Raw genomic sequence first — 25168 nt, forward strand, 5'->3', positions numbered from 1 at the left:
GACGACCGGACCGGCGGCCGCCCCGTCGGCGGGGGCTACTGCGGCGCGTAGAAGTACAGGATCGTCCCGATGGGGCCGTCCGCGCCGTCGGTGTCGGCGAAGACACTGTACGACGGCACGCCGTTCTTGAACGAGGACCGCTGCGGGTCGAACCCGAAACGGATGCTGCCGGACGCGCGCGCCGTCTCGCTCGCCGGCGGCGGCGTCAGCGCCCGCACCTGGTCCGCGGTCATGCCGATCTTCAGGCCGAACTCCGCCGTGATCGCGACCCCGTTGACCTCGTTCGCGGTGAACAGCGCGTAGGCGGGCTGCGAGAAGCTCTCGCGCGTGAGCGCCGCGGTCGGCACCATCTCGAACAGCGAGAAGCCGCTCCACGAGTACACCGTGTAGTCCGGCAGGGTCGAGCCGTCGCCGGCCTGCGTCCGCTGGGTGGGGGCGGCTCCGAAGGCCGTCGTCAGCGCGGCGATCGCGGCCGTGGGATCGTCCGCCCACCGGTAGGTGAGCGGGGCCCCGGAGCTCGTCTGCAGCGTGAAGCCGGTGGCCGACAGCGTGAGCCCCAGGGCGGTCGCGTCGGTCGGGCTGGGTGTCGGCGTCGGGGTGGATGCCGGGACCGACGCCGCCGCGGACGAATCGGCGGGCGCGGGACCCGCGGGCTGCGCCGAGTCGGACGGGCGGGTGAGGGCGAAGCCGAGCACCGCCACCACGGCGACGGCCAGCACGCCCGCGACGATGCCGAGGACGAGCGTGCCGCGCGATCGGCCGTCACTCGGATCGCGCGGTTCGCGCGGCGGTTTCGGCTCGCGCGGCGGGCGGGGTTCGCGCGGCGGGCGGGGCTCGCGCGGGGGTTTCGGTTCGCGCGGGGGCTTCGGTTCGCGCCCCGCCGGTGACGGTCGTTCCGGCTCGTCCGGCTGAGGGCCGAAGAGGTCTTCGAGGCTCATCCGAGGAACTCCCGGGCGGCGACGACGAGCGCGTCCACCCCGCGCTCGATGGTGGGATGCAGCAGCGGCGCGAAGAACGGCGAGTGGTTGGTGGGAATGTCCTCGTTGACGGTGCCGCGGGCCACGGCATCCGCGAACTGCTGGGGGTCGAGCCCGCCCCAGAACCAGTACACGAGCGGCACGTCCGCTTCGCGGGCGAACCACGAGACGTCCTCGCTGCCGGTGAACATGCCGGGGTCGACGACCGTGCCCTCGCCGAAGGCGCGGTCCCAGGCGGCGGTCAGGCGTGCGGTGGCGTCGTGGTCGTTGATCGTCGGCGGGAGCGAGTGGTCGGTCGTGATGACCGGCTCCTGCTCCGCTCCGGATGCCGCGGCCTCCGCCCGCACGATGCGCTCCACCCGTGCCAGCACGTCGGCGCGCGCCTCATCGTCGGGGTAGCGCAGGCTCAGCTCGAGCTTCGCCTCGGCGGGGATGATGTTGTTCTTCAGGCCGGCGTGGATCGAGCCGACGGTGACGACGGCCATCTCCCGCGGATCGATCTCGCGCGACACGATGGTCTGCAGGCGCATGACGGTCGCCGCCGCCATGACGACCGGGTCGATCGTGGCGTGGGGGCGTGACCCGTGGCCGCCGCGTCCGAGGAGGCGCACCGTCAGGCCGTCGGAGGCGGCCATCTGCGTTCCCGGGCGCACGCCGATGGTGCCCGCGGGCAGCGGCGTGAGGTGCTGGCCGAGCACGATGTCGGGCTTCGGGAAGCGATCGAGCACGCCGTCGGCGATCATCGCCTGCGCCCCGGCGCCGTACTCCTCCGCGGGCTGGAACACGGCGACGACCGTTCCCGACCACTCTTCGCGCGTCGCGGCGAGCCGCTCCAGCGCCCCCAGCAGCGCGGTCACGTGCATGTCGTGTCCGCACGCGTGCATGACCGGCACCTCGGTGCCCGCCGGGTCGACGCCGCGGGCCGTGCTCGCGTACGCGAGTCCGGTCTGCTCGGCGACGGGCAGGCCGTCCATGTCGGCGCGCAGCCACACGACCGGGCCCTCGCCCGCGCCGGTGCCGGTGATGCTCGTCGCGACGCCGGTCGTGCCCAGGCCCTCGACGTAGTCGAGCCCGAGCGCCGTCAGCTCGCGCGTGATGACGCCCGCGGTGCGGGTCTCCTGGAAGGACAGTTCCGGGTGGCGGTGCAGGTCGATGTAGAGGGCTTCGAGGTCGATGCTCATGCCATCGAGAGTACGCGGCGTCGCGTTACGGCATGCCCATGCCGTATTCAGTCTGGGCGGCCGCGGCATCCGGCACGGCCCGCGTCGTTCCGCGGCACGGGCGCCGAGCGGCCGCGGCGGAGACTGAATACGGAACAGCGAGCACGGCGCGCCCGCCGGCCGGGCCGGTCAGCGCGGCGGCGCGGTGGAACCCCGCGCGACGAGCTCGAAGGGCAGGGATGCCGAGGGTATCGGCACCCCGTCGACGCCGAGGGCCGCGAGAACCGCCTGACCGGCCCGCTCGCCCTGGGCATGCGGGAACTGCGCGATCGTGGTCAGGTCGAACAGACTTCCCAGCTCGTGCCCGTCGACGCCGATGACCGAGAGCCGGCCGGGCACCTCGATACCCAGCTCGCGGGCCGCGGAAAGGACGCCGTACGCCATCTCGTCGGACGCGGCGAAGATCGCCGTGGGCGCGTCGGGGCCCGCGAGGAGATCGCGCGCGACGCGCCGCGCGCCGTCGACGGTGAAGTCGGCCGCGACGAAACGGGGCGCCGTGACCCCGGCATCCGTCATCGCCTGCGCGAACCCGCGACGCCGCCGGGTGGGGATGTCGAGCGTCTCGCCCGCATCGTCGGGCAGGCTCCAGCCGAGGTGCACGATGTCGCGGTGCCCGAGCGCGAGCAGGTGCGCCGTCGCGAGCCGGCCCACCGCCGTGTCGTCGACCCGCAGCCCGTTCAGCTCGGCGTGCGGCACGCCGAGCCCCACGACCGGCACGGGCAGCTCGTCGAGCTGGCGCAGTTCGTCGGCGCTCAGCTCCACCGACAGCACGATCAGGCCGTCGACGCGCCGCCGCCGTAGCGACGTCTCGAACAGGTTGCGCCGCTGGGCGGGGTCGTCGGTGAGGTTGTAGAGCGTCATGTCGTAGCCGCGGGGCGCGAGCTGCGCGGCGATGCCGTCGAGCACCGTCGCGAAGAACCAGCGATCCAGCAACGGCACGATCACGCCGATGTTCTCGGCGCGCCCCGAGGCGAGCGTGGATGCCGCGGCCGACACGACATACCCGAGATCGGCGGCCGCGGCCCGCACGCGTGCGCGGGTCGCCTCGGACAGTCGGCCCCGGCCGCTGAGGGCGCGCGACACCGTCGCCGTGGAGACGCCGGCGGCGCGCGCGACCTCCTCGATGCCGGTCATGTCAGTCCGCGAGCATCCACACCGCGACATCGGCGGGAAGCTCCGCGCCGTCGAACGGCTCGCTGGCGACCAGCACCGTGCCCGACGGCAGGGCGACCGGGGAGGTGCCGGCGTTGGCGATGACGGTGACCGCGCCCGAGCGGAACGCGATCACGTCGTCGCCGTAGCCGTCCAGCCACTCGAGGCTCGCCCCGCCGAGGCCCTCCGCGCGTCGCGTCGCGAGCAGCGTGCGGTACAGCCACAGCGTCGAATCGGGGTCGCCCTCCTGGACATCGCGGGCGAGCGTGGCCCACTCGGCGGGCTGCGGCAGCCACGACTGTCCGTCGGGGCTGAAGCCGTAGGCCGGGGCATCCGACGTCCACGGGATCGGCACGCGGCATCCGTCGCGGCCGTAGCGCTCGCCGTCGGTGCGGAACCACGTCGGATCCTGCCGCGACTCCGGCGGCAGCGCGATGACCTCGGGAAGACCCAGCTCCTCGCCCTGGTAGAGGTACGCGGAGCCCGGAAGCGCCAGCATGACCGCCGTCGCCGCGCGGGCACGGCGCAACCCCACCTCGGGGATCGGCTGGCCGGGGGAGTCGGGACCGATGCCGTGGCCCTGCGGGTTCTCGGCGGTCAGCGCGAGCCGCGACGCGTGGCGCACGACGTCGTGGTTGGAGAGCACCCAGGTCGCCGGGGCGCCGACCGCGGGGAACGCGCGCAGCGACTCGGAGATGACCTCGCGGATGGCCGCGGCATCCCACTCGGTCATCAGATAGGGGAAGTTGAACGCCTGGTGCATCTCGTCGGAGCGCACCCACTCCGCCGTGCGGTCGACGGTCGGCAGCCATGCCTCGGCGCAGAGGGCGCGGTCGCCGTCGTAGGCCGCGAGCACGCGATGCCAGTCGCGGTAGATCTCGTGCACGCCGTCCTGCCCCCAGTAGGGCACGTCCTCGTCGGAGCCGCCCATGCTGTCGGCATCCACGGCGGGCAGGTGGTCGGGCAGGCCGTCGGACTTGACCAGACCGTGCGCCACGTCGACGCGGAAGCCGTCGACGCCGCGGTCGAGCCAGAACCGCAGGATGCCGCGGAACTCCTCCTGCACCTCGGGGTTGGACCAGTCGAAGTCGGGCTGGCTCGTGTCGAACAGGTGCAGGTACCACTGGCCCGGCGTGCCGTCGGCCTCGGTGACGCGGGTCCAGGCCGGGCCGCCGAAGACCGACTCCCAGTTGTTCGGGGGCAGCTCCCCGTTCTCGCCCTTGCCGTCGCGGAACAGATAGCGGGCGCGCGCGGCACTGCCGGGGGCCGCGGCGAGCGCCTCCTGGAACCAGACGTGCCGGTCGGAGCTGTGGTTGGGCACGAGGTCGACGATCACGCGGATGCCGCGGTCGTGCGCGGCGGCCAGCATGGCGTCGAAGTCGGCGAGCGTGCCGAACAGCGGGTCGACGTCGCAGTAGTCGGCGACGTCGTAGCCGGCATCCTTCTGCGGCGAACGGTAGAAGGGGCTCAGCCACACGGCGTCCACCCCGAGCGCGCGCAGGTCGTCCAGGTGCGCGGTCACGCCGGGAAGGTCGCCGATGCCGTCGCCGGACGCGTCGGCGAACGACCGCGGGTAGATCTGGTAGATCACCGCGGTGCGCCACCATTCGGCGCCCGGGCGGCTCTCGCCGATGTCGGGAAGGGAGGAGGTCAGCTGCGACGTCATGCGCACCAGAATAGCGCAAGCGCTTGCGCACGGGGTCACGGGTCCCGGGGCGCGCGGCGGACAGGAGCCCGGGCAGTCGGGCCGCACCGCACCCCGCTGTGGCGGCGCCCGGCGGTCGCGCCGGCCGGCCGTGACGAGCGTCGGAGATCCGCCGCCGGCCGCCGCCGGCACGGCGCCACCCGGCCCGGGGTCGACCGGAACTCCGACGTTCGTCACGCGCCCCGCCCCGCGGCCCCCGACTAACCCGGCGCCCCGCCGCGCCGCGCCCCGGCCCCCCGACAAACCCGGGCCGCGCCGGCCGGCCCCGTGACGAGCGTCGGAGGTCCGCCGCCGGCCGCCGCCGACACGGCGCCACCCAGCCCGGGCCCGACCGAAACTCCGACGTTCGTCACGCGCCCCGCGCCGCGGCCCCCGACAAACCCGGGCCGCGCCGCCGCGCGCGGGGCCGCGCGTACCGGCGGCTAGCCTTGACCGGTGACTTCCGAGGCTCTCGCCCACGCCGAATCGCTCATCGCCGGCATCCCCGACTTCCCCGAACCCGGGGTGCTGTTCCGCGACATCTCTCCTCTGCTGGCCGACGCCGTCGCCCTGCGCACGGTGGTGGATGCCGTCGTGGAGCCGTTCGCGGGGCGCTTCGACGTCGTCGCGGGCATCGAGGCCCGCGGTTTCATGCTCGCGGGAGCCGTCGCGATCGCGGCCGGCGTCGGTATGGCGCCGATCCGGAAGGCGGGGAAGCTGCCGCGTCCCGCGGCGTCGGTCGCCTACGCGCTCGAGTACGGTACGGCCGAGATCGAGATGAGCGCCGACCTCGCCCCGGGAACGCGCGTGCTGCTCGTCGACGACATCCTCGCGACCGGCGGCACCCTGCGCGCGGGGCAGCAGCTCCTGGACGAGCTGGGGCTGCAGCTGGCGGGAACCGCCGTGCTCATGGAGCTGGTCGAGCTCGGCGGACGCGAGGTGTGCGGTCCGGTCCACTCGGTGTTCCGGGTCTGAGGTCCCCCGGTCAGCCGCGCTCGGCGACCGACTCGCGCGTGCGCAGCGGCAGCGGGATCAGGTGCACGGCCCCACCGGGGCCCCCGGCCTCGTCCCCGTCCTCGCGGGCGCGCTCGATCAGGTCGATGAGCTCGTCGGTCGCCCGCCGGCCGAGCGCCCGCTGCGGGAACGCGAACGTCGTGAGCCCGGGTCGCAGCCAGCGCGCGAACGGGGTGTCGTCGAACGACAGCACCGACACGTCGTCGGGCACCCGTACCCCGGCCTCCTGCAGCGCCTGGTATGCGCCCATCGCGAGCCTGTCGTTGAAGCACAGCAGGGCGTCGGCGGGCTCGCCCCGTTCGACGAGCGCCGTGGTCAGGCGGAAGCCCTCGGGCGGCAGCCACTGGCCGGCGGGCTGAGCGGATGCCACGCGCAGCCCCTCCTCGGCCAGCACGTCCAGCACGCCGCGCAGGCGCTGCGCGGCGGCGAGGGCGAACGGGTGCGCGTGCGCCGGGTCGTCCCCGACGCCGATGAGGTGGATGCGGCGGTGGCCCGTGTCGACCAGCAGCCGCGCCGCCTCGCGGCCGGCGCGGTACTCGTCGGGCAGCACCTGCACGAGATCGGTGCCGCCGTCGGGTTCGATGTTGAGCAGCACCGTCGGCATCCGCGTCGCGGCGGTGGGGATCGTGCGGGCGTGGGTGAGCATGGTGGCGAGCACGATGCCGTCGACCTGGCGGTCGAACATCGCGTCGAGCAGGTCGCGTTCGAGCTGGCCGTCGCCGCCCGTCTCGCCGACGAAGACCATGTAGCCCCGGGCGCGGGCGGCCTCGATGGCGCCGCGGATCATCTCGCCGGCCAGCTGCGACGACGCGACCGAGTCCGAGACGAAGCCGAGCGTGCGCGTGGAGCCGGTGCGCAGGCCGGCCGACAGCGCGTTCGGCCGGTACCCGAGCCGGCGGGCCGCCTCGCGCACGCGCTCCTGCGCCGTGGCGGAGATGCGCAGCTCGTCGGCGCGGCCCGCCAGCACGAGCGAGGCCGTGGATGCCGCGACCCCCGCCTCCTGTGCGACCTGCGACAGGGTCACCCGTTTCCTGACCACGCGGTCCTCCCTGATTCCGTCGTCGGCGTCCCCGGTTCGATGAGGGGGTTGCGCGCGTCGATCTCCGCTAGTACGTTTTAGCACGCGAGCTGAATCGGTATAGCAGCAAACTCCATCCTCGCACCGAGAAACTGCATGGAAAGGCAGACAATGATGTCGAACACGAAGCGCATGCGCGCCTCCGCTGTCGTCGCCACGACCGTGATCGCAGGAGTGGCCCTCACCGCCTGCGCTCCTCCCGGGGCCGACACCTCCAGCACCCCGGCCGCGTCCAGCGACGTGGTCCTGAGCTGTGGAACCGATCCGGTCACCCTCAGCGCGTACGTCGAGACCGGATTCCCGCTGTTCAACGACCTCACGGCGGAGTTCACCAAGCAGTTCCCGAACGTCACGTTCGACACGCGTGAAGACCAGTTCGCGGTCATCACGCAGAACGCCCCGCGTGTGCTCGTCGACTCGCCGCCGGACATCATGCGCCTCCCCACGATCGTCGACCTCGTGAACGACAACCTGCTCTACAACCTCGACGGCTACGCCAAGGGCTACGGGTGGGACCAGTGGCCGTCGTCGCAGCTCGAGCAGCTGCGGGTCAACGACAAGGGTCAGCGCGGCGACGGCTCCCTCTACGCGATGGGCGTCAACTACTCGGTTACCGGCGTCTTCTACAACAAGAAGCTCGCCGCGCAGATCGGCATGACCTCCGCCCCGACGACGCTCGACGAGTTCGACTCCTACCTGAAGAAGGCGAAGGATGCCGGGATCACGCCGATCGCGCAGTTCAACGGCGGGGCGACCGGCGGTCTCGCCTTCCCGCTCCAGGCGCTGATGGCCAGCTATGGCAAGCCGAGCGCGATCAACGACTGGATCTTCCTCAAGGACGACGCCACGATCGACACTCCGGAGAACGTCAAGGCCGCGGAGCACCTCGACTCGTGGATCACGGCGGGCTACTTCGCCGACGACGCCAACTCGATGGACTACTCCCAGATGATCAGCCGCTTCACGAGCGGCCAGAGCCTGTTCATCTTCGACGGCGACTGGGAGTCGGGCAACTTCGACACCCAGATGCCCGGCGACGTGGGCTTCTTCCTGTCGCCCCCGCTCGAGGCGGGCGGCCAGAACGGCGCCATGTCGGCTCCGCTCACCTACGGCGTGTCGGCGAAGGCCGCGCACCCCGACTGCGCCGCGTTCTTCTTCAACTGGGTCGCGACGAACGAGACGGCGCGCACCATCGCGGTGGAGAAGGGCGGCTCGCACCCCATGGGTCCCGCCGACGCCTTCATGCCCGCCGTCAAGGAGGGCACCGTGACGGCCGAGACCCTGGCCGCGGGCGCGCAACTCTCGCAGAACAACGGTTCGATGGACTTCATCGCCAACGCCACCGGCTCGATCTACGCGAAGAGCCTCACGCCGAACCTGCAGGAGCTGTTCGCGGGCAAGCAGACCCCGGCCGGCCTTCTGACCCAGGTGCAGACCGACTATCTGAGCAGCAAGAAGGGCTGACCCATGAGCACGTCCACGCAGCCCGGGCAGGCCCGGGCTGCGCGGGACCGTGCGGCCGCCCCGGCCCGCGACCACCGCGCTCGACGCGCGCGGTGGTCGCGGGAGGCGGTTGTCGGTCTCGCGCTGATCGCACCCGCCTTCGTCTTCTACGCGCTCTTCGTGCTCGTGCCGCTCGCCTCGACGGTGCAGTACTCGTTCTACGACTGGAACGGGGTCACGACCGCCACGTGGGCGGGGCTCGACAACTACGTGCGCATCTTCACCGACGCGCAGCTGCTCGGACCCATCGTCAACGCGCTGACGCTCATCCTGTACTTCTCGATCATCCCGGTGACCGTCGGGCTCGTCGCCGCTGCGCTGATCCGCAAGCTCGGGGGCAGTCGTCTGGCCTCCGTGTCACGCACCGTCCTGTTCCTCCCGCAGGTCATCCCGCTGGTCGCCGCCGGCATCATGTGGACGTGGCTGCTGGCCGCCGACGGTGCGGTCAACCAGTTCCTCAGCGCGATCGGGCTCGGCGGGATCACCCGCGCGTGGCTCGGCGACTTCGACACCGCTCTGCCCGCCGTCGGCGTGATCGGCGCGTGGGTCTCGCTCGGCCTGTGCATGCTGCTGCTGCTCGCCGGCATGACCAAGATCGATCCCGCCCTCTACGAGGCCGCGCGCATCGACGGCGCGGGGCCCATCCGCGAGTTCTTCACGGTGACCCTGCCCGCCATCCGGCAGGAGCTCGGCGTCGCCGTGCTCATCACCGTCATCGGGGCCCTGCGCAGCTTCGACATCATCTACATCTCCACCCAGGGCGGCCCCGGCCGCAGCACGATGGTGCCGGGTCTGGAGATCTACTACCTCGCGTTCTTCGAGCGGCAGGTCGGCCAGGCCTCCGCCCTCGCGGTCGTGCTCACCCTGCTGGTGCTCGCCGTCGTGCTGCCGCTGAACAAGCTCACCCGCGGAAAGGACGAGAGCTGATGAAGACCTCCGCCGTCGAGGTGTGGACCGGCCGCCTCCTGCTCATCGTCGTCATGGCGCTGACGATCATCCCGTTCATCTCGCTGTTCGTGACCGCGCTGCACGCCCCCGGGACCTACCCGGCGGGCCTGTCCTGGCCCGACGAGCCGCACTGGGACAACTTCCTCCTCGCGTTCCAGTCGGCCGACATGCTGAAGATGCTGGGCTCCAGCATCCTCATCGAGCTCGGCGTCGTGCCCGTGAGCCTGTTCGCCGCGACGCTCGCCGGCTTCGCGCTCGGGCACCTCAAAGTGCCGCTGTCGCGCACCCTCTTCGTCGTGTTCGTGCTGGGACTGACCCTCCCGATCGAGGGCATCATCGTGCCGATCTACTACCAGATCCGCAGCTACGGGCTCCTCAACACCCAGTGGGCGATCGTCCTGCCGCTGATCGGCCTGTTCATGCCGTTCGCCGTCATGTGGATGCGGGCGCATTTCGTCAACATGCCGCACGAGCTGACCGAGGCCGCCCGCACCGACGGCGCCAGCACCTGGCAGCTGTTCTGGCGCATCCACGTGCCGCTGTCGGGTCCGGCGATCTCCTCGCTCGCGATCCTGCTGTTCCTGTGGACGTGGAACCAGTTCCTCCTCGCGATCGTGCTCGTCGACGACCCGACCAAGCGGACGATGGCCGGTGCCCTCGGCGCGTTCCAGGGTCAGTGGGGCACCGACATCCCGCTGCTGTGCGCCGGGTCGATCCTGATCCTGCTGCCGACCCTGATCGTGTTCCTGGTGTTCCAGCGGCAGTTCGTCGCGGCGCTGCTCCAGGGTGCGGTGAAGGGATGACGCCGCCGCCGTCGGCCCGCCCGCGGCCGCCGCTCGACCCGGGTGTCGCCCGCGCCTTCGACGAGCTCGACGACATCGTCGTCTCGATCACCCCCGACGACATCGTGCGGGTGCGCGAGAGCGCGACGGTGGCACCGATGACGGACCTCACGCAGCACGGAGCGTTCACGCGCGCCGCGCGCACGATCCCGGGCGCGACGGGCGACGTGGCCGTCGTGGTCTCGCTGCCGGTGGAGTGCCCCCGCCCGGTACCCGTGCTGCTGCACCTGCACGGCGGCGGCCTCGTGTCGGGCACCCCCGATTCGGAGATGCCCGCCGTGACCGCGATGGCCGACCGCGTCGGCTGCGCCGTGGTGTCGGTCGACTACCGGCTCGCTCCCGAGCACCCCTTCCCCGCCGCGCTCGACGACGCCATGGCCGCCCTGCGGTGGCTGGCCGGTCCCGACGCGCCCGCGCAGATCGACCCCGACCGCATCGTCCTCACCGGGGTGAGCGCCGGGGCGGGCCTCGCGGCGGCGCTCGCACTGTACGCCCGCGACCACGGCGGTCCCCGGCCGGCCGGCCTGCTGCTGCAGGCGCCGATGCTCGACCACCGATCGGCGTCGGCGTCGGCGATCCAGATGGCGGGCCACGGGTCGTGGGACCGCGCGGCCAACGAGGTCGCCTGGGCCGCGTACCTCGGCGGCGCCGACGGAGCCGGCCGCGTGTCGGCCTATGCCTCGCCCGCGCTCGCCGACGACCTCGCGGGTCTGCCGCCGACCTTCATCGACGTCGGCTCCGCCGAGACCTTCCGCGACGAGTGCGTCGCGTTCGCCGATGCCATCTGGCGCGCGGGGGGCGACGCGGAGCTGCACGTGTGGCCGGGCGGCACGCACGCGTTCGACCTCATGGCGCCGTGGCTGCCGCTGTCGCGCGAAGCCCGCCGCGCTCGCCGCGCGTGGCTGCGACGTCTCCTCCGGCGCGCGTAGCGCTCCGCATCCCACCCGAGAACCCAGAGAGAGAACCCCGTCATGAACGGCACGCCCCCGCAGCTGATCACCTACGTCGACCGCCTCGCCGGAACCGTCGCCGGCGTGCAGGAGATGCTCGACACACGACTGTCGGGGATGTTCGGCGGCATCCACCTCCTGCCCTACTTCACCCCGTTCGACGGCGTCGACGCGGGCTTCGACCCCCGCGACCACACCCGCATCGATCCGCGGCTGGGCACGTGGGACGACGTCCGCGCGCTCAGCGGCGACGCCGTCGTGATGAGCGACGTGATCGTCAACCACGTCTCGGCCGACTCCGACGCCTTCCTGGACGTGCGCCGTCGCGGCGACGCCTCGCCCTGGGCGCCGATGTTCCTCACGCTCGACGCCGTCTTCCCGGACGGCGCCCGCGAGGACGACCTGGCCCGCATCTACCGCCCGCGGCCCGGTCTGCCGTTCACCGTGATGGAGCTGGGCGGGCGCAAGCGTCTCGTCTGGACGACCTTCACCGCCGACCAGGTCGACATCGACCTGCGCACCGAGGTCGCCTGGGACTACCTCACCTCGGTGCTCGACGCGCTCGGCGCCGCCGGTGTCACGATGCTGCGCCTGGATGCCGTGGGCTACACGGGCAAGGAAGCGGGCACCGACTGCTTCATGACGGCATCCACCGATCGGTACACGCGACGCATCCTCGAGCTCGCCCACGACCGGGGCATGCAGGTGCTGCTCGAGGTGCACGGGCACTTCACGCAGCAGATCGACATCGCCCGCAGCGTGGACTACGTCTACGACTTCGCGCTGCCGCCGCTGCTGCTGCACGCTCTGCACGCGCACGACCTGCGTCCCCTCGCGCAGTGGCTCGACGTGCGCCCCGCCAACACGATCACGGTGCTCGACACGCACGACGGCATCGGCATCGTCGACGTGGGCGAGAGCGACCTGAAGCCGGGGGTCCCGGGGTTGCTCGCCCCGGCGCAGATCGACGCGCTCGTCGAGGCGATCCACGACGCGAGCGGCGGCACGAGTCGCCTCGCGACGGGAGCCGCGGCATCCAACCTCGACCTGTACCAGGTGAACTGCACCTACTACGACGCCGTGGGCGCCGACGACCGCGCCTACCTGCTCGCCCGACTCGTCCAGCTCATGGTTCCCGGCATCCCGCAGGTGTACTACGTGGGACTGTTCGCGGGCCGCAACGACGTCGAGCTGCTGCGTGCGACGGGGGTCGGCCGCGACGTGAACCGCCACCACTACACCGCCGACGAGATCGACCTCGAGCTCGAACGCCCCGTCGTGCGGGCGCTGGGGGAGCTGCTGCGTCTGCGGGCGGCCCATCCCGCCTTCGACGGCGCGTTCACGGCCGACCTCGCCGACACCCGTGGCCTGCTCCGGTGGGAGCAGGGCGCGCATCGTGTGACGGTGGAGCTCGACGTCGCACAGCGCAGCTTCACGCTGACGGCGACCGACGGGGATGCCGACTGGCGACGCACCGTCGACGAGCTGCTCGCCGGGGCGTGAGAGCCCCCTTCCCGGGTGTTGTGCGGGCGTCGATGGGATACTCGTAGGCGTGACCTACGAACCGACCGTCCTCGTCACCTCGCAGACCGCCGCCGAGATCCATCTCGCCGGTGAGGTCGACGAGGTCTTCGCCTCGACGCAGGAAGGGCTGCGCAGTCGCATCGTGGAGTCCATCCGCCTGATGGCCGCGTCGGCCGGCGAGCCGGTGACCGCCACGGTCGTCGACGGCGCCACTCGGTGGGCGCTCGTCGTCAGCCCCGACGGCAGCTTCACGGAGGCCACGGCCCCGGCTGTGGCTTCCGCTCCGGCTGCGGCCTCCGCTCCTGCGGCTGCGGCTTCCGCTCCGGCCGCGACCCCCGGGGCCGAGGACGTCTCCTCGGTCGCGGCATCCTCGGTCGCCGCCCCCATCTCGGCGGTGCCGCTGTCGACGGCCCCCGCTGCCGCGGTCGCGGAGCCGGTTCCGGCGGAGACCGCCGCGGAGCCCGTGGCCGCCGCCCCGGCGACGTCGGCGACGACCGCCGTTGCGACAGCGACGGTCGACGGACCGCTGCGCAGCGGTGCGACGCGGCGGGAGGGCGCTCAGCGCAGCCCCGCGCAGCGCGCGACGCCGACGGTCGACGACCTGCTCAACTCTCGAGCCGACCGGGCGCGGCCGCGTGCGACCGAGGGTTGGCGCGGCGCGATCCGGCGTCTGACCGGCGGCGCGATCTCCCCGCGGCCCGGAAAGGCGGAGCAGTCGCGGCTGGATCGCGAGCGCCTCGTGCAGCGCCGGCTCGACGCGCCGCGCACGATCGTCGTCCTCAACCCCAAGGGCGGTGCGCACAAGACGACGTCGACGCTGCTGCTCGCCGCCACCTTCGGCACCCAGCGCGGCGGTGCGACCCTCGCGTGGGACAACAACGAGACCCGGGGCACGCTCGGCTGGCGCGCGCAGCACGCCCCCCACCACCGCACGGCCGTCGACCTGCTCGACGACCTCGACCGCTTCACGACGCCCGACCGTGCCAGCCTCGCCGCCCTCGACACCTACGTGCGCACGCAGGTCGACGCGCGGTTCGACGTGCTGGCGTCCGACGAGGATGCCGCGGCATCCTCGACCATCGACGCCGCCGGATTCGATCGCCTGCACGACGTGCTGTCGCGCTACTACCGACTGCTGATCGTCGACACCGGCAACAACATGCGCGCGTCGAACTGGGTCGCGGCCGTCGCCGCCGCCGACCAGCTCGTCATCGTCTCGACCGTGCGCGAGGACACGGCGGCCAGCGCCGCGTGGCTCCTCGACGGCCTGCGCGAGAAGGGCTTCGATCACAAGATCGACGAGGCGGTGACGATCCTCGCCGCCCCGTCTGCGAAGCCCGACCGCAAGCTCGCCGACCGCCTCGAGCGCCACTTCGCGCAGGTGACCGCCGAGGTCGTGCACGTGCCGTTCGACGCCGCGCTGGTCGACGGCGGCCCGATCGACTTCGACGCGCTCTCGCCCGAGAGCCGCGACGCGTGGCTCACCGTTGCGGCCTCCATCGCCCGCCGCCTCTGACCCCTCCGCGCGCTAGCTGCGCCGTGCGCTGCGGCCGCTGCGCGCGCAACTGCAAGGCCGCAGCCGCGACACCCCGCGCCGGTGCCCCTGTGCGGCGGCGCGTCGCACGGCATCCCTTGCAGTTCGGTCGAGGCGGATGCCGCGGGTGGGCCCGGATGCCGCCGCACGACCGGTCGGTGACTCGTTCGCGTGCTGACCGCCTGCGAACCACTCAGACTGGGTCCGCCCCGCCCTGCCCCGCCGCCCGCCAACATGCGCAACTGCAAGGCCTCAGCGGGGACACCCCGCGCCGGTGCCCCTGTGCAGCCGCGCGTCGCGCGGCATCCCTTGCAGTTCGGTCGGGAGAGGGTGATGGCGGATGCCGCCGCATCGAGCGGATGCCGCCGCCCTTCCGTCGTCCACCAACGTGCGCAACTGCAAGGCCGCAGCGGCGACACCCCGCGCGGGTGCCCCTGCGCGGCGGCGTGTCGCGCGGCATCCCTTGCAGTTCGGTCGGGAAGGGCGATGGCGGATGCCGTCGCCCACCAACATGCGCAACTGCAAGGCGTCAGCGGCGACACCCCGCGCCGGTGCCCCTGTGTAGCGGCGTGTCGCGCGGCATCCCTTGCAGTTCGGTCGGGAGGGGCAACACCGGCCCCGCCCCCACCCGCCCCCAGCGACCCGCTCAGCCGGGCAGCAACCCGCCGCCGAGGTTGACGGGGCTGTCCTCGATGTTGCCGACGATGCCGCGGATGATGCCGGCGCCGTCGGTGCCGCGCAGGCTCTCGTACCAGGCGTCGGTCACGGCGGGGTCGAAGGCGTGCGTCTCCCACCCGCGCTTGCGTGCCCGCAGCACGAGCTCGCCCGCCCGCTCGACCCGCATCGCGGCGTAGCGGCGGAGGGTGTCGGCGACGTCGAGCGTGTTGGTGGCGAACGCGATGCCGAGGGCGAACGCGTCCTCGAGCGCCGAGCACGCTCCCTGGCCGATGTCGGGGGCGGTGTTGTGCGCGGCATCCCCGAGGATGGCGACCCGCCCCTTCGTCCAGGTGTCGAACGGGGTGATGTCCCAGATCTCCACGCGGTTGAGCGAGGTCGCGGGGTCGATCGCGGAGAGCAGCTCCTGCACGCCGGGCGCCCAGTCGCCGAAGGCCTCGAGCAGAGGGGTGAGGTCGCCCCGCTCGTAGGGGAGTCCCGACGGCTGCGGGATGTCGAACCAGAAGTAGAAGCGGTCGCCCGCGATCGGCATGACGGCGGCGCGCTTGCCCTCGGCGACGTAGGTCGTCCAGGCGGTGGCGCGCCCGATGGTCTCCGACACCGGCACGAGCCCGTTGAGGTTCGTGTATCCCGAGTACTCCCGCTCGATCGGCGGCGCCCCGTCGGGCTGCACGTAGGCGCGCACGATCGAGCGCGCGCCGTCGGCCCCGATGAGCATGTCGGCCGTGTTGGTGGTGCCGTCGGCGAACGTCGCGGTCACGGTCGTGCCGTCGTCGGAGACGTCGGTCAGTCGCTTGCCGAGGTGGATGCCGCCGAGGCCGAACCGCTCCATCAGCAGCGCCTGCAGGTCGGCGCGCGCGACGGGGTAGGGTTTCTGCCCGGTCTGGGCCGTGACGGGCGCGAGCGAGAAGTCGCACATCGTCTCGCCGGTGTGCCCGTCGAGGTAGACCATGTCGGCCATGTCGCCGCCGAGAGCTGCGACCTCGTCGCCGAGTCCGAGCCAGTTGAGCACCTTCACGCCGTTGGGCCACAGTGACAGCGCCGCGCCCACGGGCCGGTTCTCGCGCATCTGGTCGTAGATGACGACCTCGTGCCCGAGTCTCTGCAGCGCGATCCCCGCGCTCGTTCCCCCGACACCGGCTCCGACGACGATCACCTTCATGTCCGTCACGCTACGGATGCCGTGTCACCGCGACGTTTCCCCCGGGTAACCGCGCGGCATCCCGCGCCCGGGGCGGTCCCGCCGGAACCGGAGCGGATCAGGTGCCGCGGTACGTGGAGTAGGCGAAGGGGCTCAGCAGCAACGGCACGTGGTGGTGCCGGCCGTCGGCGACCGCGAAGGTCACGGTGACCGAGGGGTAGAAGGTCGCGGTGTCGCGCGCCGCGAAGTACGCCCCGGTCTGGAACACGAGCGCGTACGTGCCGGCGGGAAGCTCCTCCGGGCCGAGGGCGAGGCGGCCGTCGACATCCGTACTCCCGGCGGCGAGGGCGTCGCCGTCCGCGTCGACGAGGGTCACCTCGACGCCGGATGCCGCGGCCCCGGCGGCCCCGTCCAGCACATGCGTGGTCACGTGGCTCATGCGATCGTCGCCTCCAGTCGTCGCAGCGCGATCTGGCGCAGCTGGTCGAGCGCCTCCGCGGTCTCGGTCTCGTCGTCGTTGTGCAGCCGTCGCTCGAGTTCCGCGCGCATCTCTTCGGGGCTGCGACCCGCGGCGCGGATGAGGAACACCCGGCCGAAGCGCTCCTCGTACGCGGCGTTGCCGGCCGCGATCGCGGCGGCCGTCGCGGCCTCCGCCGTCGACATCGAGGCCTGCTCGTGACGCGAGGCGTGCGCCTCGGCGCTCGCGCCCTGCGGTCTGTCGCCGATGCGCGGGTGGTGGGCGAGCGCGCCGTCCAAGTCGGCGCGCGTCCAGGCGCGCGCGAGCTCGTCCGCGCGCGCGGCCAGCGCAGCCCGCGTGCCGTAGGGGCGTCCCGCGACGACCGCGTCGATCCACGCGGGCACGGCGGCCCAGACGCGCACGAGGGAGGCCGCGGCATCCGGGTCGAGGGTGTCGAAGTCGGGAAGGGCGAGGACGTCGGTCATGTCAGTGGGCTCCGTGGACGATGAGCCAGCGGGCGACGGCCGGCTCGGAGGACGTGTTGTGGAGTCGATGCGGACGCGAGCAGGGATAGCTGATCGCGTCCCCGGCGCGCAGGACCACGCGCTCGTCGTCGAAGTCGACGGTCAGCTCGCCCGAGACGACCGTGCCGATCTCGTAGCCCTCGTGGCGGAACAGTCCGCCCTCGCCGTGCGCCGTCGCCCCCGGCGGATAGGTCGACTCGAAGTAGTCCACCCCGGGCGTCGCGACCGGGGAGATGCGGCGGAAGGCGACGCCGTCGTCGAGGAGGATCGCCGTGTCGTGGGCGGCGCGGCGCAGCCCGAAGCTCGTCGCGCCCGTCCGGGCCGGTGCGCCGGAGGGGTCGAACACCGACGTCAACGGCACGTCGAGCTCGTCGGTGATGGCGATCAGGCGCGACACGCTCGGCCGCATGACGCCCCGCTCGATCTGCGAGACAGCGCTGGGCGAGATGCCGAGCCGTCTCGCGAGGTCGCGCGCCGACATGCCGCGGGCGATCCGCAGCGCGCGCAGGCGCTCGCCCACGCCGTCGCCGTCTCCGGCGGCCGCGCGATCAGCGGCGTCCGCGGGCGCGGCGGTGTGCGACGCGTCGACGGCGGACAGGCGGCTCATGGTCGAGAGCGTAGCGGGCGGCGGCATCCCGTCGGCCCGGTGCCGGGGATTCGACCCGGATTCGTCATCTGTGAAGGGGCGACTTCACATGCTCGTTACACGGGAGACATCCTGCCGCGAAGATGAAGCTATAGCTTCACACTCGAGCCCGGCGCGTCCGGGCGGAAACACCCGCGAAACGACGCCTCGCTAGCGTCGGACCCATTCCCGAGAGAGGCGGCGCCGTGGCAGAGGTGAGGGTGATCCGGGCCGAGCGCGCGTGGATCGACGGAGGGTTCCGCCCCGCGCAGGTGCGCATCGTCGACGGGGTGATCGCAGAGGTGGCCGGTCTCGACGGGCTCGGCGGTCTCGACGGGCTCGACGACGCGGATGCCGCGGCATCCGCCGAGGTCGTGGTGCTCGCTCCCGACGAGGTGCTGCTGCCGGGCCTCGTCGACTCGCACGTGCACCTGGACGAGCCGGGCCGCACCGACTGGGAGGGCTTCGCGACGGGCACCGCCGCCGCGGCCGCCGGCGGCATCACGACCCTGTTCGACATGCCGCTGAACTCGGTGCCGGTGACCACCACGCCCGCGGCGCTCGCCGCGAAGCGGGCCGCCGCGGGCGGAAAGCTCGCCGTGGACGTGGGCTACTGGGGCGGCGCGGTCCCCGAGAACCTCGGCAGCCTGCGTGAGCTGGCCGATGCCGGCGTCGTCGGCTTCAAGTGCTTCCTCGTGCCGAGCGGCATCGACGAGTTCGGACACCTCGACGGCGCGGGCCTGCGCGCCGCGCTGACCGAGCTCGCCGCCTTCGACGGCCTGCTGATCGCCCACGCGGAGGACGAGGCCCACCTGCACGAGGCCGCCGTCGAGGTCGGGGCGGGACCCGACGGAGAGCTCGGTCGTCACTACGACGCGTTCCTGCGCAGTCGTCCGCCCGTCAGCGAGGAGGCCGCGATCGCGGCGGTGATCGACGCGGCCCGGGCCACCGGCGGCCGTGCGCACATCGTCCACGTCGCCGACGGGCACGCGCTCGACCTGATCCGCGCCGCGAAGGCGGAGGGTATCCGCCTCACGATCGAGACGTGCCCGCACTACCTCACGCTGTCGGCCGAAGAGGTGCCCGACGGGGCGAGCGCGTTCAAGTGCTGCCCGCCGATCCGCGACCGGGTCAACCAGGACCTGCTGTGGGAAGGCGTCGTCGACGGCACGATCGACGCGATCGTCAGCGACCACTCGCCCGCGACGCTCGCCCTCAAGACCGCGGGCGGCGGCGACTTCGGCCTCGCCTGGGGCGGCATCGCCGGCGTGCAGACGGGCTTCGCGAGCGTCTGGACCGCGGCGGCGCGCCGCGGCATCCCGTTGGAGCGCCTGCTGCCGCTGTTCACGACCGGGCCGGCGCGCATCGCCGGGATGCCGGGACTCGGCGTCATCGCGCCGGGCGCGCGGGCGAACCTCACCGTGTTCGCCCCGGAGCGGTCGTGGACGGTCGACGCACAGCGGCTGCTGTACCGGCACAAGCTGTCGCCGTGGGACGGCCGCGAGCTGCGCGGCGGGGTCGTCGCGACGCTCGTCGGCGGTACCGTCGTGTACCGCGCCGGCGATGACGAGGCGCGGGCCCGGCCCGGCGTGGAACTGCTGGCCGGTGCCGGTCCCCGTGCCGGTGCGTTCGCCGGTGACGACGTGCGCGAAGGAGCGACATCATGACCGAGACCCTCGAGATCCTGCAGCCCCGCGAAGGGGCGATCCCCGGCGACCACTACGTCGCGGCATCCCCGGCGACGGTGCTGTGGGGGCGACTGCCCTGCGCCGCGGACGCACCGGTGCTGACGATCGCGGCGGGCGAGACGGTGACCATGGACACCGTGAGCCACGAGGGCATCCTCCCCGATCAGGGGCAGGATCCGCTCGGCTACTTCACGGGGCACGGAGTGGCGGCCGCGCACGTGCTCACCGACGCGATCGAGATCGCCGCCACCGTCCCGCGCGATGCGCTCGCCGACGGTCCGCACGTGGTCACGGGACCCGTCTTCGTCACGGGCGCCGAGGTGGGCGATCTGCTGAAGATCACCGTCGTCGACCTCGCCCCACGGGTGCCCTACGGGGTCATCTCCAACCGGCACGGCAAGGGCGCGCTGGTCGGTGTGCTCCCGCGGGGGACCGAGAACGTCAGCGTGTTCACGCCGGTGTCGGACGGCAGCGGCATCCTGCCCCTGGTCGACGGGGGCGAGCGCGTCGTGCGGTTCCCGCTCGCGCCGTTCCTCGGGACGATGGGCGTCGCCGTCGCCGGCGAGGAGCGGCCGCACTCGGTGCCGCCCGGCGCGCACGGCGGCAACATCGACATCAACCTGCTCGTCGAAGGTGCGGTGCTGTACCTGCCGGTGCAGGTGCCCGGCGCGCTCGCCTACGTCGGCGACCCGCACTTCGCGCAGGGCGACGGCGAGGTGGCGCTGACCGCCCTGGAGGCGTCGCTGCGCGCGACGCTGCGCTTCGACGTGGTGCCGCGGGCCGAGGCCCTCGCCGCGTTCGGCGAGGTGACCGGACCGCTCGTCCGCACCGACGAGTACCTCGTGCCGACCGGGCTCGACGTCGATCTCGACGAGGCGATGCGCAAGGCGGTGCGCGCCGCCCTCGATCTGCTGCAGGCGCGGTACGGCATGGCCGAGCACCTGGCCTACGCCTACCTGTCGGCGGCGACCGACTTCGACATCTCGCAGGTCGTCGACATCGTCTGCGGCGTGCACGCGCGCATCCGCGAGGCGGACTTCGCCGCCGTCCGGCCCGCCGCCGGTTCCGCCGCCGGGTCGGTGCCGGGTGCCTCGGCGCCGTCGGGAGCCCCGGCGTGACCGGGGTGGCGGGGACGGGCGCCGCGGTCGGGGTCCCGAACTCCTCCAACTCGCTGCGGTTGCGGGGCGGGGGCGCCCGGACGCGGCCCGCGCCCCCGCGCGTGGAGGAGTCCGGCGCGCGCGCGGCGCGCGAAGCCCCCGGGCGGGTCATCGGCTGCCCGAGCGACTCCGCGGCGGTCGCGGCGGCGGGTTCGCGTGCCGCGTGCGCCCCGAACTCCTCCATCTCGACCGGATTGCCCGGCCCTGAGCACCTCCCGCGGCCTGCGCGGCCCGCGGTGGAGGAGTTCGGGACACCACCGCCACCACCGCCACCACCGCCACCACCGACGCCACAGCAACACCGGCGGGGAGGCCACCGATGACCGCCGACCAGCCCCTGCCCGACGACCTGCGCGCGGCGTTCGAGGCGTACGAGCGGGCGATCCTGGCGAACGACCTCGACGCCCTGGATGCCGCGTTCGCGCCCGGCGACCGCACTCTCCGCGGCGACGGCGCCGGACTGCTGGTCGGCCACGACGCGATCAGCGCGTTCCGCGGCTCTCGCGGCGGTGTGTCGGCCCGCACCATCGAGCGCGTCGAGTACCGGCCGCTCGCCGACGGGGTCGCGCTCATCGTCGCGGTGTCGCGGTTCGCGACGGGCGGCACCGGTCTGCAGACGCAGGTGTGGGAGCTGATCGACGGCCGGTGGCTCATCACCGCCGCGCACGTCACGCCGCGCTCGGCCGCGTTCGACCGCTCGATCTGGCGTACCGTCGGCGACCCGCTGTACCAGGGCGCGTGGGACGGACCGCTCGCCGGTCTCACCGTGGCCGTCAAGGACCTCTTCGCGATCAAGGGCTATCGCATCGGCGCCGGCAACCCGGCCTATCTCGCCTCGGCTCGCGCCGAGACCACGAGCGCGCCCGCGGTGGGCGATCTGCTGCGCGGCGGGGCATCGCTGCGGGGCATCGCCCGCACCGACGAGTTCGCGTACTCGATCGCCGGCGACAACGCACACTACGGCACCCCGCCCAACGCCGCGGTGCCCGGTGCGCTCCCCGGCGGCTCGTCGAGCGGTCCGGCCTCCGCCGTCGCCCTCGGCCACGCCGACGTCGCCCTCGCCACCGACACCGCCGGGTCGGTGCGGGTGCCGGCGTCGTACCAGGGACTCTGGGGCCTGCGCACGACGCACGACCTCGTGCCGCGCCAGGGCCTGCTCCCGCTCGCGCAGTCGTTCGACACCGTCGGGTGGCTCACCCGCGACGGCGCGACGCTGCAGGCCGTCGCGGACTGGTGCCTGAGCTACGACGGCTCCGACTCGACCGCATCGGTGTTCGGTGCCTCCGGCGACGACCTGCCGTGGCGGTTCCGCGTGCCGGTCGAAGCCCTGGCGGCGGCCGACCCGGCCACGCGCGCGGCGTTCGAGGGGATGCTCGCGGCCTCCGGCCTGCCGGTCGAGGAGATCGCGCTGGGCGACCTCGACGATTACCTCGTGCCGTTCCGGACGGTGCAGGGTGCAGAGGCCTGGCGCAACAACGGCGACTGGCTGCGCGCCCACCCCGGCTCGACCGGGCCCGCCGTGGCCGAGCGCTTCCGGACGGCTGCCGCCGTGACCGCGGCCGACGAGGCCGCGGCCCGCGCCGCCCTCGCCCCGCTGCGCGAGGCACTGCACGCGCACGTCCGCGACGCCGTGCTGCTGCTGCCGACGGTGCCCGGACCGGCGCCATCGCGCGCGGCCACCGGCGCGCAGGTGGATGCCGTCCGCCAGAACACCCTGCGGCTGACCACGCCGGCCGCCGTCGGCGGCCTCCCCGCGCTGTCGGTGCCGGTGCTCACGGTCGCCACCGACCGCGGCGACGCTCCGGTCGGCGTCAGCCTCGTCTCGCGCGCCGGCACCGACATCGCCCTCGTGCGCCTCGGCCGCGCCCTCCACGCCCGCATCACCGAAACGGAATCCGTATGAGCACCACCGCCCTTCCCGGCCCGATCGCCCCGCCCGCCCGTCTGCTCATGGGCCCGGGGCCGATCTCGGCGTACCCGAGCGTCCTCACCGCGATGTCGGCGCCGCTGGTCGGCCAGTACGACCCGTTCATGACGGCGACGATGACCGAGACGCAGGAGCTGTACCGCGGCGTCTGGAGCACGCACAACGACGCGACCCTGCTCGTCGACGGCACGAGCCGTGCCGGCATCGAGGCCGCGATCGTCTCGCTCGTGAAGCCCGGCGACCGGGTGCTCGTCCCGGTGTTCGGCCGCTTCGGGCACCTGCTGGCCGAGATCGCCGAGCGGGCGCTCGCCGAGGTGCACACGATCGAGACCGACTGGGGTCAGGTGTTCCCGGCATCCGTGATCGAGGAGGCGATCGTGCGCGTGAAGCCGGCGCTGCTCGCCCTCGTGCAGGGCGACACCTCGACCACGATGCTCCAGCCGCTGGAGGATGTCGGCGAGCTCTGCCGCCGCCATGGCGTGCTGTTCTACTCCGACGCCACCGCCTCGCTGGGCGGGAACGCCTTCGAGGCCGACGCCTGGGGGCTGGATGCCGCGACCGCCGGGCTGCAGAAGTGCCTGGGGGGTCCGAGCGGATCGTCGCCGATCACGCTGAGCCCGCGGGCGGTGGAGGTGATCCGGGCGCGCAAGAAGGTCGAGGCGGGCATCCGCGAGCCCGGCGACGAGTCGTCGGCCGACTTCGTCCGCTCGAACTACTTCGACCTGGGCCAGATCCTCGACTACTGGGGCCCCCGCCGCCTGAACCACCACACCGAGGCGACGAGCATGCTCTACGGCGCCCGCGAGTGCGCCCGGCTGCTGCTGGTCGAGGGTCGCGAGGGCGTCATCGCCCGCCATGAGCTCGCCGGACGCGCGATGCTCGCCGGCGTCGAGGCGCTCGGCCTCGTCGTGTTCGGCGACGTCGGCCACAAGATGAGCAACGTCGTGGCGGTCGAGATCCCGGAGGGCGTTCCCGGTGATGCCGCCCGGTCGGCCCTGCTCGAGGACTTCGGCATCGAGATCGGCACCTCGTTCGGGCCGCTCCACGGCAAGGTCTGGCGCATCGGCACGATGGGCTACAACGCGCGCAAGGATGCCGTGCTCACCACCCTCGCCGCCCTCGAGAGCGTGCTGCGGCGCTTCGGTGCCGCGGTGCCGGCGGGTGGGGGCGTCGAGGCCGCGGCCGACGTGTTCGCCGCCGCCCCGGCCGCCCTGCACGCCCCCGGCGCGCCCGCTCCCACGGGGGCGCCGTGACCGCGGCATCCCTCCTGCGCGCCGCGCCCGATGACATCGCCGCCGCCGCGCGACGCGTGATGGCCCGGTGCGAGGAGCTCGCGCGGGTGAGCGCGGATGCGGCATCCATCGAGCGCGTCTACCTCTCGCCCGAGCACGCCCGCGTCAATCGCCTGGCGGCGGAATGGATGCGCGAGCTGGGCATGCGCACGTGGCAGGATGCCGCGGGCAATCAGGTCGGCCGGATCGGCGACCCGGCGGCGCCCGCGCTGATGCTGGGCTCGCACCTGGACACGGTGCTCGACGCCGGGCGCTACGACGGCATCGCGGGGGTGCTGATGGCGCTCGAGGTCGTGCGGCTGCTGCGCGTGCCGGCGGGCGAGGGCTGGACCGTGCCGCTGCCGTTCGCGATCGAGGTGGTCGCCTTCTCCGACGAGGAGGGCACCCGGTTCGGCAAGGCGCTGCTCGGATCGTCTGCCGTGGCCGGCACGTGGAACGACGCGTGGTGGGAGCTGGCGGATGCCGACGGCGTGAGCCTGCGCCGGGCGTTCCTCGAGTTCGGGCTCGACCCCGCCCGGGTCGGGGAGGCCGCGCGGCGACCGGACGAGCTGGTGGGGTACCTCGAGGCGCACATCGAGCAGGGGCCCGAGCTCGACCGGGCCGGGGAGCCTCTCGCCGTCGTCTCGTCGATCGCGTCGGCGCGGCGGTTCCAGCTGGTGGTGGAGGGTGAGGCCCGTCACGCCGGCGGGACGCCGTACGACATGCGTCGTGACGCGCTGCTGGGCGCGAGCGAGGCCGCCCTGGCCGTGGAGCGGATCTGCTCCGCCGAGCACCACATCGTCGGCACCGTGGGCCGCTTCGAGGCGTTCCCGGGGGCGGTCAACGTGATCCCGGGCGAGGTGCAGTTCTCGCTCGATCTGCGCGGCGAGTTCGACGGCGAACGCGACCGCGTGTGGGACGCGCTGGCCCGCGAGCTGGACGACATCATGGGGCGCCGCGGACTGCGCTGGCGCTCACGCGAAGTGCACAGCGCGCCGGCGGTGTTCTGTGCGCCCCTGCTGCAGGACGTGGTGGCCGGCGGCATCCGCGCGACCCTCCCGCCGCGGTCGGACGCCCCGCCCGTGATCTTCAGCCGTGCCGGGCACGACGGCATGTCGCTGGGGGCCGTGACCGACGTCGGCATGCTGTTCCTGCGCAACCCCGACGGGGTCAGCCATCACCCCGACGAGTCCGTCTCCGCGGGCGATGTGGCCCACGGCATCCGCGCCCTCGCCGAAGCCGTCCTGCTGCGCGGGCGGGAGCGCGTCTGACCGCCG

Annotated in this window: 21 protein-coding genes; 12 read left to right on the forward strand and 9 right to left on the reverse strand. The window is 73.3% G+C overall.

The window, feature by feature from the left end; genetic code table 11:
* Positions 1–35: 35 nt before the first annotated feature.
* From L0965_RS00470 to L0965_RS00485, 4 genes are all read right to left on the reverse strand, one after another.
* Complete coding sequence (locus tag L0965_RS00470; RefSeq protein WP_223848781.1) at positions 36–719, reverse strand: hypothetical protein; 684 nt, start codon at positions 717–719, stop codon at positions 36–38.
* A gap of 215 nt (positions 720–934) precedes the next feature.
* Positions 935–2158: an amidohydrolase gene (locus L0965_RS00475; protein WP_101305280.1), complete on the reverse strand. Its 1224-nt coding sequence runs from the start codon at positions 2156–2158 to the stop codon at positions 935–937.
* A 168-nt stretch (positions 2159–2326) separates the two neighbouring features.
* Positions 2327–3331 carry a LacI family DNA-binding transcriptional regulator gene (locus L0965_RS00480; RefSeq protein ID WP_101305281.1) on the reverse strand — a complete coding sequence of 335 codons (1005 nt, stop codon included), beginning with the start codon at positions 3329–3331 and terminating at the stop codon, positions 2327–2329.
* A 1-nt stretch (position 3332) separates the two neighbouring features.
* Positions 3333–5015 (reverse strand): glycoside hydrolase family 13 protein, encoded by a 1683-nt coding sequence (locus tag L0965_RS00485; RefSeq protein WP_101305282.1) that lies wholly within the window; start codon positions 5013–5015, stop codon positions 3333–3335.
* Between the two features lie 474 nt (positions 5016–5489).
* On the opposite strand from L0965_RS00485, the gene L0965_RS00490 reads away from it, so the two are divergent.
* On the forward strand, positions 5490–6008 hold the full coding sequence (locus L0965_RS00490; protein ID WP_060960218.1) for an adenine phosphoribosyltransferase: 519 nt from the start codon (positions 5490–5492) through the stop codon (positions 6006–6008).
* 10 nt (positions 6009–6018) lie between these two features.
* Here L0965_RS00490 and L0965_RS00495 read toward each other — a convergent pair whose 3' ends face one another.
* Positions 6019–7086 (reverse strand): LacI family DNA-binding transcriptional regulator, encoded by a 1068-nt coding sequence (locus L0965_RS00495; RefSeq protein ID WP_198553662.1) that lies wholly within the window; start codon positions 7084–7086, stop codon positions 6019–6021.
* 135 nt (positions 7087–7221) lie between these two features.
* Here L0965_RS00495 and L0965_RS00500 point away from each other — a divergent pair, with 135 nt between their 5' ends.
* The 6 genes from L0965_RS00500 to L0965_RS00525 are packed head-to-tail and all read left to right on the forward strand — an operon-like array spanning position 7222 to position 14408.
* Entirely contained in the window at positions 7222–8589 is a 1368-nt protein-coding gene (locus L0965_RS00500; RefSeq protein ID WP_232783962.1) for an ABC transporter substrate-binding protein, read from the forward strand.
* A 3-nt stretch (positions 8590–8592) separates the two neighbouring features.
* Complete coding sequence (locus tag L0965_RS00505) at positions 8593–9555, forward strand: carbohydrate ABC transporter permease (RefSeq protein WP_061782430.1); 963 nt, start codon at positions 8593–8595, stop codon at positions 9553–9555.
* On the forward strand, positions 9555–10379 hold the full coding sequence (locus L0965_RS00510) for a carbohydrate ABC transporter permease (protein ID WP_101305284.1): 825 nt from the start codon (positions 9555–9557) through the stop codon (positions 10377–10379). Before L0965_RS00505 ends, L0965_RS00510 begins: the two co-directional genes overlap by 1 nt.
* Complete coding sequence (locus tag L0965_RS00515; protein ID WP_101305285.1) at positions 10376–11347, forward strand: alpha/beta hydrolase; 972 nt, start codon at positions 10376–10378, stop codon at positions 11345–11347. The genes L0965_RS00510 and L0965_RS00515 overlap by 4 nt, the downstream gene beginning before the upstream one ends.
* A gap of 42 nt (positions 11348–11389) precedes the next feature.
* Positions 11390–12871, forward strand: coding sequence for a sucrose phosphorylase (gtfA, locus tag L0965_RS00520; RefSeq protein ID WP_101305286.1), 1482 nt, complete (start codon positions 11390–11392; stop codon positions 12869–12871).
* Positions 12872–12920: 49 nt separating this feature from the next.
* Entirely contained in the window at positions 12921–14408 is a 1488-nt protein-coding gene (locus L0965_RS00525) for a chromosome partitioning protein (RefSeq protein WP_101305287.1), read from the forward strand.
* Positions 14409–15072: 664 nt separating this feature from the next.
* Here the strand turns inward: L0965_RS00525 and hpxO are convergent.
* The 4 genes from hpxO to L0965_RS00545 all read right to left on the reverse strand — a co-directional run bounded on the left by hpxO (position 15073) and on the right by L0965_RS00545 (position 17830).
* On the reverse strand, positions 15073–16263 hold the full coding sequence (gene hpxO / locus L0965_RS00530; protein WP_101307122.1) for an FAD-dependent urate hydroxylase HpxO: 1191 nt from the start codon (positions 16261–16263) through the stop codon (positions 15073–15075).
* Positions 16264–16360: 97 nt separating this feature from the next.
* Entirely contained in the window at positions 16361–16681 is a 321-nt protein-coding gene (gene uraH, locus L0965_RS00535; RefSeq protein ID WP_101305288.1) for a hydroxyisourate hydrolase, read from the reverse strand.
* Positions 16678–17184 carry a 2-oxo-4-hydroxy-4-carboxy-5-ureidoimidazoline decarboxylase gene (gene uraD, locus L0965_RS00540; protein WP_101305289.1) on the reverse strand — a complete coding sequence of 169 codons (507 nt, stop codon included), beginning with the start codon at positions 17182–17184 and terminating at the stop codon, positions 16678–16680. The genes uraH and uraD overlap by 4 nt, the downstream gene beginning before the upstream one ends.
* A 1-nt stretch (position 17185) precedes the next feature.
* Complete coding sequence (locus tag L0965_RS00545) at positions 17186–17830, reverse strand: helix-turn-helix domain-containing protein (protein WP_101305290.1); 645 nt, start codon at positions 17828–17830, stop codon at positions 17186–17188.
* 224 nt (positions 17831–18054) lie between these two features.
* On the opposite strand from L0965_RS00545, the gene allB reads away from it, so the two are divergent.
* The 5 genes from allB (at position 18055) to L0965_RS00570 (ending at position 25162) form a co-directional block, all read left to right on the forward strand.
* Complete coding sequence (allB, locus tag L0965_RS00550; RefSeq protein WP_101305291.1) at positions 18055–19515, forward strand: allantoinase AllB; 1461 nt, start codon at positions 18055–18057, stop codon at positions 19513–19515.
* Entirely contained in the window at positions 19512–20654 is a 1143-nt protein-coding gene (locus L0965_RS00555; protein WP_101305292.1) for an acetamidase/formamidase family protein, read from the forward strand. The genes allB and L0965_RS00555 overlap by 4 nt, the downstream gene beginning before the upstream one ends.
* Before the next feature lie 358 nt (positions 20655–21012).
* Positions 21013–22596 carry an AtzH-like domain-containing protein gene (locus L0965_RS00560; protein WP_101305293.1) on the forward strand — a complete coding sequence of 528 codons (1584 nt, stop codon included), beginning with the start codon at positions 21013–21015 and terminating at the stop codon, positions 22594–22596.
* Positions 22593–23873: an alanine--glyoxylate aminotransferase family protein gene (locus L0965_RS00565; protein WP_101305294.1), complete on the forward strand. Its 1281-nt coding sequence runs from the start codon at positions 22593–22595 to the stop codon at positions 23871–23873. The genes L0965_RS00560 and L0965_RS00565 overlap by 4 nt, the downstream gene beginning before the upstream one ends.
* Positions 23870–25162, forward strand: coding sequence for an allantoate amidohydrolase (locus tag L0965_RS00570; protein WP_101305295.1), 1293 nt, complete (start codon positions 23870–23872; stop codon positions 25160–25162). Before L0965_RS00565 ends, L0965_RS00570 begins: the two co-directional genes overlap by 4 nt.
* The last annotated feature ends 6 nt before the right edge of the window (positions 25163–25168 follow it).

It is taken from the genome of Microbacterium sp. NFH-22A-Y (genome assembly GCF_021401375.1).
GTDB lineage: Bacteria > Actinomycetota > Actinomycetes > Actinomycetales > Microbacteriaceae > Microbacterium > Microbacterium hominis.